We start from the raw sequence: 6991 nt of genomic DNA, 5'->3' as shown, positions 1-6991 counted from the left end.
GGGCCGCGAACGGGCAATGCTCGGTCTCGCTGCGCTCGAAAGCGGGAGTTGGGCCGGTGTGGTCACGCGAAGTGGCAACCGCAGCACTGGATTCACCGTTTCTGGGGCCAGCCGCTGAACGACCGCCGTTTGGGCTCCATGGGGCGTGGCGGACGCGCGTACGAGTCCGGGTACTCCACGGCGTCGAGTACCCGGACCGATGCCGCAGTTCCTACTTGTGGCGGCCGTGCAGGACGGGAACGACTTTGCGCAGCAGTTTCATCGTGGACGCGGTGCGCGTGTAGCTCAGCAGCGCCATGCCGGGAACGGCGAAGCGCTGCACGGCGATCGAGTGCGGGCGGACGAACTCGCGCAGCCCGGGCTCGCCGTGGATACGGCCGATGCCGGAGTCGCCGACGCCGCCGAAGGGTAGGCCGGGGATGGCGGCGAAGGCGAGCACCGAGTTCACCGAGGTGGCGCCGACGCGCAGCCTGCGCGCGATGTCCAGGCCGCTCTTCTTCGAGTACACCGCGGAGGACAGGCCGTATTTGGACTTGTTGGCCAGCTCGACCGCCTCGTCCACGCCGTCGACGGTGCGGATGGTGATGGTCGGGCCGAAGGTCTCCTCGCACACCGCCTCGGAGCTCTCGTCCACGTCGACGAGCACCACCGGCTCGATGAACGGCGCCTTGACCGACTCGGGGCCGCCGAGCACGGCGGTGCCACCGTTCTGCAGCGCGTTCTCGATGTGGCGGCGCACCACGTCGACCTGACTCGGCATGGTCATCGGGCCGTAAGCGGCCTTGTCATCCGAGCCGGGCTTGATGTCGCCGAGGATGCGCTTGACCTCGGCGACGAACTCCTCGCGCACCGCGCGGTCCACGTACACCCGCTCGACGCCCGCGCAGGTCTGGCCGCTGTTGGCGGTGGCGCCCCAGGCGACCGCGTCGGCGGCGGCCTTGATGTCGGCGTCGGCGGCGACGATCACCGCGTCTTTGCCGCCGCACTCCAGCAGCACCGGTGTGAGTTTCTCCGCGGCCGCGGCCATGATCCGCTTGCCGGTGGCGGTCGAGCCGGTGAAGGCGATCTTGTCGACGTCCGAGCGCACCAGCGCCGCGCCGGTGGCGCCGTAGCCGTTGATCGTGATGAAGACGCCCTCGGGCAGTTCGGGGTTGGCCTCGGCGAACGCTTCGGCGAGGAAATTGCCGATGCTGGTGGAGTATTCGCTCGGCTTGAACACGACGGTGTTGCCCGCCGCCAGCGCGTAGGCGATCGAGCCGTTCGGCGTGTAGACCGGGTAGTTCCACGGGCCGATCACGCCGATGACGCCGAGCGGGCGTAGTTCCAGCCGGGCGCTGAAGTTCGACATCAGCGCGCCGGGGAAGATCCGCTTGGGGCCGAGCGCCTTCTTGGCGTGCTTGGCCGCCCAGGCGATGTGCTCGAGCGCGAGCATCAGTTCGAGGAATGCGTCGTCGAGCGGCTTGCCGTTCTCGGCGTGGATCAGTGCGCAGAACTCCTCCGACTTCTGCACCAGCTTGCTCGACCAGCGCAGCAGATGCGTGCGCCGCTCGTCGAAACTCAGTGCCCCCCAAGTGGCCGCCGCCGCGCGGGCCTTCGCGACCGCGGCGGCCACCGCGGCGTCGTCGGCGATGACGTGTGTGCCGATCACCTCGCCTGTCGCCGGATTCACCGACGTGAGGGCGGTGTCGTGGTCGGCCGGTCTGGTGTCGGTTGATGTCACAGTGGGTCTCCTCTTGCCGTCTGCGGTGGCCGGTCGATGCGCACGCCTGAATGGACGGGCGGACCGTCCTGCCGATGAGAGAATGTTATGTCAAAACTCTCAACAGGTCATCCAGTTATGCGCCCATTGTCCCCCCATACTGTCGGTGGCGGGTGGGAGTATCGGGATATGTGCGGACGATATGCGACCACGACCAACCCGGGCAGGCTCGCAGCCGAGTTGGACGCGATCGACGAGACCGATACCACCGACCAGGGCGCCTTCACCAACTACAACGTTGCTCCCACCACCCAGATCCTCACCGTGGTCGAACGGCACGACCAGGGACGCAAGGACGACGATCCGAAACGTCGTATCCGGCGTATGCGCTGGGGGCTGATCCCGTTGTGGACCAAGGCCGCCGAGCCCGGCGTGCCGGTCAAGGGCAAGCCGCTGTTCAACGCCCGCGCCGACAAGGCCGCCACCACGCCCTCCTTCCGCGACGCGGTGAAATATCGTCGCTGCCTGGTGCCGATGGACGGCTGGTACGAGTGGGTGGTCGAACCGAACGCCGAACCGGGGGCGAAAGGCAAAGTCGTCAAACATCCGTATTACATGGCCAACGCCGACGGGTCCCGGCTCTACATGGCGGGACTGTGGTCGGTGTGGCGCGACCGTTCCCAGCCTGAGAGTGAGCCGCTGCTGTCGTGCACCATCCTCACCACCGACGCGGTCGGCGATCTCATCCGCATCCACGACCGCATGCCGCTGCCCATGCCGCAGGAGCACTGGGACGCGTGGCTGGACCCCGACCACCCGGCCCCGGCGACGCTGCTGGAGACCCCGAGCGAGGAGACGGTCGCCGGAATCGTGCCGCGCCCGGTGCCGACGCTGGTCAACAGCGTGCGCAACAACGGCCCGGAACTACTTGCCCGGGTGGAGGATCAGGAGCCAACCGGGCAGATCAGCCTGCTCTGACGGTAGCCAGCAACCAGGTGGCCTCGACCGGGGAGGCCGAGCACTGCCGTTCGCGGCCCGGCCACGTGTCCGAGCGGACGCCCCGCGCGAGAGTAGCGGCGGCGGTCGCTCGGACACGAGCCGTGATGGGCTACGAACATGCGGCGCCGCAGGCGTCGCAAGGTATTACAGGCTGCACTTCACGCTGGGCGTGGCGATATTCAGCCCGCATTTGATCACCCCGGCAACCAGGTCGATGAGCTTGGTGGTGAGCGTCCCGCCGAGCTTCTCGGTCTTCTCGGACTTCTGATCCTGCTCGAACATGCCCTGACCGGCCGGGGAATCGTTGCCATTGCCGTCGAAATCGAAGGGGTAACGGTTGTCGTTGCCCTGTCCGCCGAAGTCGAAGGGGTAATCGCTGACCTGTGTGATCGCCGGGGCGCTGGGAGCGGCGGCGGCCTGCGGGGCGAGGACCGACACCGAACCGAGCGCCACGACGAGAGTTCCGAACAACACGACGATCATGGTGCGCAAACGCTGCTGCGCGAACATTCGCATCACATCCTCGAGTCGGAGCAATCTGGCCGTTTCCAAGTAACGCACAGATCGCGTCGATTCTGGCTGGATTACGCGGATATCACCGGTGCGGTGACCGCCCTGGTCAGCCGGATCAGATCGGCGGGCGCCAGCTCGATCTCCAGACCGCGCCGCCCCGCGCTGCACAACACGCGGTCCCAGGACAACGCCGAGTCGTCGATCACGGTGGGCAGCGGTTTGCGCTGGCCGAGCGGGGAGATGCCGCCGAGCACGTACCCGGTCGTCTTCTCCGCTCGGGTCTTGTCGGCCATGCTCGCCTTCGACGCGCCCAAGGCCGCGGCGGCGGCCTTCAGCGACAACGTGTTCGGCACGGGAAGCACCGCCACCGCGAGTGCGCCGGTGGCCAGCTCGATGACCAGGGTCTTGAAGATCTGCTCGGCCGTCACCCCGAGTTCGGCGCCCAACGCATCGACCGCCTCGGTGCCGTAGGAGTCGGCGCGGGGATCGTGCTTGTAGGCGTGCACCCGGTGCGGCACCTCGGCCTGGGTCAACGTGCGGATCGCCGGTGTCGAGCCTGCTGCCATGGCCGAAACATTAGCGGCGGGACAAGCCCTGGTCGCAACCGGATTTCCTGGGATTTCGCCGCGAGTCCGTGGTCGCGGGAACACCGCGGGTGCCGCGCATGTTGTAGGCGATACACAGCGCTCGGATGGATTTCCATCGCGTGAGCAGGCCCTTTGGAGACGTGAAGGAGATGTCGGTGCCCATACTGCTCGACGATCGTCCGGTATGGACCGCAGTGTCACCGACGGAAGGCGGATTCCCGGTCGATATGCCGTTGCCGGTAGATTTGGCAGGTACGGCAATCGAAGGGACAGGTGTGACGAGCGACGATGACGTGGTAGCCGACGATGTCGCTGCCGTCGACGATGCCGAGCTGGCACAGCGGTTCGAGCGGGACGCACTGCCGCTGCTCGACCAGCTCTACGGCGCCGCGCTGCGCATGACCAGGAACCCGGCGGACGCCGAGGACCTGGTCCAGGAGACCTACGTCAAGGCGTATCAGGGGTTCAAGTCGTTCCGGGAGGGCACCAACCTCCGTGCCTGGCTGTACCGGATCCTGACCAACACCTACATCAACTCCTACCGCAAGAAGCAGCGGCAGCCCGCGCAGTACCCCACCGACGAGATCACCGACTGGCAGCTGGCCGCGACCGCCGAGCACACCTCACAGGGCCTGCGCTCCGCCGAGGTCGAGGCGCTCGACGCGTTGCCGGACGACGACATCAAGTCGGCATTGCAAGAATTGCCGGAGGAATTCCGGATGGCGGTGTACTACGCGGATGTCGAGGGCTTCCCGTATAAGGAAATCGCCGACATCATGGGCACCCCCATCGGTACGGTGATGTCCCGGCTGCACCGCGGCCGGAAGCAACTGAAGGGTTTGCTCGCCGATGTGGCGCGCGAGCGTGGATTCAACCGTTCGGGGGAACGCCAGGAGGTCAAGCAGTGAGTGAGCGGGACCCTGATATGGAGTTGGACTGCACGGCGGTGCTCGCCGATGTGTGGTTGATGCTGGACGGGGAGTGCGACGACGCGACCCGGGCTCGGTTGCAGCACCATATGGAGCACTGCAGCCCGTGTATCGAGGCCTACGGCATCGAGGAGAAGATCAAGGGCCTGCTCAGTCGCAAGTGCGGCGGCGACCGCGCGCCCGAGTCGCTGCGCGAGCGTCTGACCGTCGAACTGCGCCGCGCGTTCATCGCCACCGAGACTTCGGTCGAGACCTCCGACTAGCCTGGTCGCAGACGCCGAGCGGCACGCCTTCCTGCGGGAAGGCGTGCCGCTTCGCGTGTGCGGGCCGAGCGTGCGCTCAGGCGTTGGGCCGCTTGCCGTGGTTGGCTGCGTTTCCCTTGCGACTACGCTTCTTACGTCCGCGCTTACCCATGAGTAGTCTCCCTTCTGGTTGAAGGCCATTGTTTCACGTGTGGTTGGCTGTACCGTCAGCGGATACAGGGCAACGAGGAATGGGGTGCCATGGCGGAGGAAGTGCTCGCCGAGCTGGTGTCGGTCGTCTACCAGGTGGTCGTCGCGGAGGGCGACGAGGTGCAGGAGGGCGACACGCTGGTGATCCTCGAGTCGATGAAGATGGAGATCCCGGTGGTCGCGGAGTCCGGCGGCACGGTGACCTCGGTCGGCGTCAAGGAAGGCGACGCGATCAAGGCCGGGCATCTCATCGCGGTCATTTCCTGATCGATTCCGGCGGTAGATCTTCATGGCGACACTGAGCGAGTTGCTGGCCGAGCACACCGACCTACCCGGCGTCGCCGTCGACCATCTGCAGCGGGTGGTGGGCGATTGGCAACTGCTGGCCGATCTGTCCTTCGCCGACCTGCTGTTGTGGGTCGGAGCGGGCCCGGTGACCGAGGGCTCGGATATCGTGTGCGTCGCGCAGTGCCGCCCGACCACCGCCCCCACCGTGCACCAGGAAGACCTGGTCGGGACGGTCGCCCTGCGGGCCGACCACCCGCAGGTGTTCGAGGCTCTGGTGACCGGCGACATCGTGCGGGCCGATAGCGAGGTCGAGGCATCCGGCGTGTATCACCCCCACCCGGTGCACGCGATCCGCGAGGCGATCCCGGTGCGCTGCGGCGACGACGTGATCGCCGTGCTCAGCCGGGATACCGACTTCCAACGTCCCCGGGTGCGCAGCCAACTGGAGACCGCCTACGTGGCCTGTGCGGACGATCTGTGCCAGATGATCGCCGACGGCACCTTCCCGACCACCGAGGATCGCGCGGCCACCCATTCCAGCCCGCGCGCGGGAGACGGTTTCATCCGGCTCGACACCGAGGGAATCGTCGTCTACGCCAGCCCCAACGCGCTGTCGGCCTACCACCGGATGGGCTTGCAGGCCGATCTGGCCGGACAGGATCTCGCCGTCACCACGCGCTCGCTGATCACCGACCCATTCGACGCACAAGAGGTGGTCGGCGACATCCAGGCCGCGCTCGCGGGCCGGACCGGGCGGCGCATGGAGGTCGAGGCGCGCGGCGCCACCGTGCTGCTGCGCACGCTCGTGTTGCGCCCGCACGGTGAACTGGCCGGCGCCGCCGTGCTCGTTCGCGACGTCACCGAGGTGAAGCGGCGCGATCGCGCCCTGCTCAGCAAGGACGCCACCATCCGGGAGATCCATCACCGGGTGAAGAACAACCTGCAAACCGTCGCCGCCCTGCTTCGCCTGCAAGCCCGCCGCACCGAGAACGAGGAGGCGCAGGTCGCGCTCACCGAGTCGGTGCGCAGGGTCACCTCGATCGCGTCCGTGCACGAGATGCTGTCCATGTCGGTGGACGAGGAGGTCGACCTGGACGAGGTCGTCGACCGGCTGCTGCCGATCATGGCCGATGTCGCCACCGTGCACACCGCGCGCATCAAAGTGCGCCGCGCGGGCTCGCTCGGTGTCTTCTCCGCCGAACGCGCGACCCCGCTGGTGATGGTGCTCACCGAACTGGTGCAGAACGCCATCGAGCACGCCTTCGATTCCGGCGAAAACGGCACGGTGACAATACGTTCCGAGCGTTCCGCCCGGTGGCTGGACGTGATCATCAGCGACGACGGCCGCGGCCTCCCGCCGGGTTTCAGCCTGGAATCCTCCGACCGCCTCGGCCTCCAGATCGTCCGCACCCTGGTCACCGCCGAACTCGGTGGCTCCATCGGCCTGCACCCCGGTGCCGACATCGGCACCGACGCCGTCCTGCGTGTGCCGCTTGGTCGCCGCTCCGGCCGCTGACTGTGTTT

General features: G+C 67.3%; 9 protein-coding genes. 5 read left to right on the top strand and 4 right to left on the bottom strand.

What is annotated here, in order from left to right; translation table 11 throughout:
- Nucleotides 1-211 precede the first annotated feature (211 nt).
- Nucleotides 212-1720 carry an aldehyde dehydrogenase family protein gene (locus tag NA4_RS36665; RefSeq protein WP_067480503.1) on the bottom strand — a complete coding sequence of 503 codons (1509 nt, stop codon included), beginning with the start codon at nucleotides 1718-1720 and terminating at the stop codon, nucleotides 212-214.
- Between the two features lie 168 nt (nucleotides 1721-1888).
- Between NA4_RS36665 and NA4_RS36660 the strand changes: the two genes are divergently transcribed.
- Nucleotides 1889-2677, top strand: a complete 789-nt coding sequence (locus NA4_RS36660) for an SOS response-associated peptidase (protein ID WP_067480500.1) — start codon at nucleotides 1889-1891, stop codon at nucleotides 2675-2677.
- Between the two features lie 165 nt (nucleotides 2678-2842).
- Here the strand turns inward: NA4_RS36660 and NA4_RS36655 are convergent, their stop codons facing one another.
- Together NA4_RS36655 and ybaK are read right to left on the bottom strand one after the other, a co-directional pair.
- Nucleotides 2843-3208: a hypothetical protein gene (locus NA4_RS36655; RefSeq protein ID WP_157129527.1), complete on the bottom strand. Its 366-nt coding sequence runs from the start codon at nucleotides 3206-3208 to the stop codon at nucleotides 2843-2845.
- A 74-nt stretch (nucleotides 3209-3282) separates the two neighbouring features.
- Complete coding sequence (gene ybaK, locus NA4_RS36650) at nucleotides 3283-3777, bottom strand: Cys-tRNA(Pro) deacylase (protein WP_067480494.1); 495 nt, start codon at nucleotides 3775-3777, stop codon at nucleotides 3283-3285.
- Nucleotides 3778-4025: 248 nt separating this feature from the next.
- On the opposite strand from ybaK, the gene NA4_RS36645 reads away from it, so the two are divergent.
- The gene (locus NA4_RS36645) at nucleotides 4026-4706 is read left to right on the top strand and encodes a sigma-70 family RNA polymerase sigma factor (RefSeq protein WP_084497777.1); all 681 of its coding nucleotides are present in this window, start codon (nucleotides 4026-4028) and stop codon (nucleotides 4704-4706) included.
- Nucleotides 4703-4990 (top strand): mycothiol system anti-sigma-R factor, encoded by a 288-nt coding sequence (rsrA, locus tag NA4_RS36640; RefSeq protein WP_067480491.1) that lies wholly within the window; start codon nucleotides 4703-4705, stop codon nucleotides 4988-4990. Before NA4_RS36645 ends, rsrA begins: the two co-directional genes overlap by 4 nt.
- A gap of 76 nt (nucleotides 4991-5066) precedes the next feature.
- On the opposite strand, the gene NA4_RS43935 is transcribed toward rsrA, so the two are convergent.
- Nucleotides 5067-5141, bottom strand: coding sequence for a 50S ribosomal protein bL37 (locus tag NA4_RS43935; protein WP_022597109.1), 75 nt, complete (start codon nucleotides 5139-5141; stop codon nucleotides 5067-5069).
- Nucleotides 5142-5230: 89 nt separating this feature from the next.
- Between NA4_RS43935 and NA4_RS36635 the strand changes: the two genes are divergently transcribed.
- Both NA4_RS36635 and NA4_RS36630 read left to right on the top strand, forming a co-directional pair.
- A complete protein-coding gene (locus NA4_RS36635) occupies nucleotides 5231-5446 on the top strand; it encodes a biotin/lipoyl-binding carrier protein (RefSeq protein WP_067480488.1) in 216 nt (71 codons plus the stop codon).
- A gap of 22 nt (nucleotides 5447-5468) precedes the next feature.
- Nucleotides 5469-6983, top strand: coding sequence for a sensor histidine kinase (locus NA4_RS36630; RefSeq protein ID WP_067480485.1), 1515 nt, complete (start codon nucleotides 5469-5471; stop codon nucleotides 6981-6983).
- Nucleotides 6984-6991 lie beyond the last annotated feature (8 nt).

The sequence above is a fragment of the Nocardia amamiensis NBRC 102102 genome, from assembly GCF_001612745.1.
Taxonomy (GTDB): domain Bacteria; phylum Actinomycetota; class Actinomycetes; order Mycobacteriales; family Mycobacteriaceae; genus Nocardia; species Nocardia amamiensis.
The sequence above is the reverse complement of the archived record's forward strand: the minus strand, read 5'-3'. Positions and strand labels throughout refer to the sequence as shown.